This window comes from Acerihabitans arboris, from assembly GCF_010131535.1.
Classification (GTDB): domain Bacteria; phylum Pseudomonadota; class Gammaproteobacteria; order Enterobacterales; family Enterobacteriaceae; genus Acerihabitans; species Acerihabitans arboris.
The window spans coordinates 1-1,552 of sequence record NZ_WUBS01000050.1 but is presented as its reverse complement, the minus strand read 5'-3'; the positions used below and the strand labels follow the sequence as shown (position 1 = coordinate 1,552).

At 52.5% G+C, this 1,552-nt stretch carries 1 pseudogene; it reads left to right on the top strand.

Features of this window, described 5'->3' with window-relative positions:
- Window positions 1-160: 160 nt before the first annotated feature.
- Window positions 161-1,431, top strand: a pseudogene (locus GRH90_RS25810) (efflux RND transporter permease subunit); the annotation flags it as partial.
- Window positions 1,432-1,552 lie beyond the last annotated feature (121 nt).

The following is a 1,552-nucleotide window of genomic DNA, read 5'->3' as shown; positions in this document are numbered from 1 at the left end:
AGATTTTTGGCCAGTTCGTTAGCCAGAGCTTGCAACTGCTTTTCGTCCATAAATTAACCTGTTTTTGATGTTGGATTGAAGATATCAAAATCAGGCAATTACACAAATCTATGTACAGGCTCGCAGGCCGGTATTTGCCTGGGTGATTGCCATTGTCATCATGCTGTTTGGCGTGTTGTCCATCAGTAATCTGCCGATCGCACAGTATCCAGATGTGGCGCCGCCACAGGTCAGAATTGATGCAACATACACCGGGGCGTCTGCGGAAACACTGGAAAGCAGCGTAACGCAGGTGATTGAGCAACAGCTTACCGGTCTGGACGGTATGCTGTATTTTTCTTCAACCAGCACGGCCTCGACCGGGAAAGTCAGCATCACCGTGACGTTTGAGCAGGGCACAGATCCGGATATCGCTCAGGTCCAGGTACAAAATAAGGTACAGCAGGCAGAAAGTCGTTTACCCAGTTCAGTGACCTCGCAGGGGGTAACGGTGAAGAAAGCACAAAGTGACTTTCTGCTCATCGTGACCCTGTTCGATAAGACCGACCGAAGCAGCTCGGCGGACGTTGCCGATTATTTGATCAGTAACATGCAGGATACGCTGGCCCGCGTGCAGGGGGTCGGGGATGTCCAGGTTTTTGGCGCTGAATATGCCATGCGTATTTGGCTTGATCCGGCAAAACTCGCATCTTACTCATTGATGCCCTCGGACGTTGAAACGGCACTTGAGAACCAGAATACCCAGGTTTCATCCGGTCAGATAGGCGCGCAACCTGCCAGCAAGGAGCAGCAGCTCGTCGCGACGCTTCGTTCCCGTTCCCGTCTCCAGACGCCGGAGCAATTTCGCCATATCATACTGAAAAGCAATACTGACGGCTCCGTCGTGCGTCTGAGCGATGTCGCACGAGTTGAAATGGGGAATGCTGAATACAGCTCCAATTCCCAGGCTAACGGGCATCCGGCCAGTGGTCTCGCGATCAAACTTTCCCCAGGGGCCAACGCACTGACCACGGCAGAACGTGTAAAAAGCACCATCGTTGAGTTCCAGAGCGGCATGCCTGAAGGTTACGCCGTGGCCTATCCGCTGGACAGTACCGACTTTATCAAGATTTCTATCGAGGAAGTGGTCAAAACCCTGGGCGAAGCGATTCTGCTGGTTATCGTGGTGATGTTCGTCTTCCTGCAAAATCTGAGAAGTACATTGATCCCGGCAATTGCCGTGCCGGTGGTCCTGCTGGGGACTTTCGGCGTACTGGCTGTTTTTGGTTATTCATCAATACGCTGACGATGTTCGGCGTCGTTTTGTCCATCGGTCTGTTGGTGGATGATGCCATTGTGGTGGTGGAGAACGTAGAACGGGTTATGCGTGAGGAAAAGCTGCCGCCACGTGAAGCCACCGAGAAGTCCATGAAGGAAATTACCGGGGCGCTTGAGCCTGTTTACGATTCTGTGTAAATGCCTTTTCTCAGAAGTGACCGTCCAGGCGGTCACCGAACTCGATAATAAAACGGCTCATCGCCATGCGCCAGTCCCTCAGCGGCATCGTCCATTT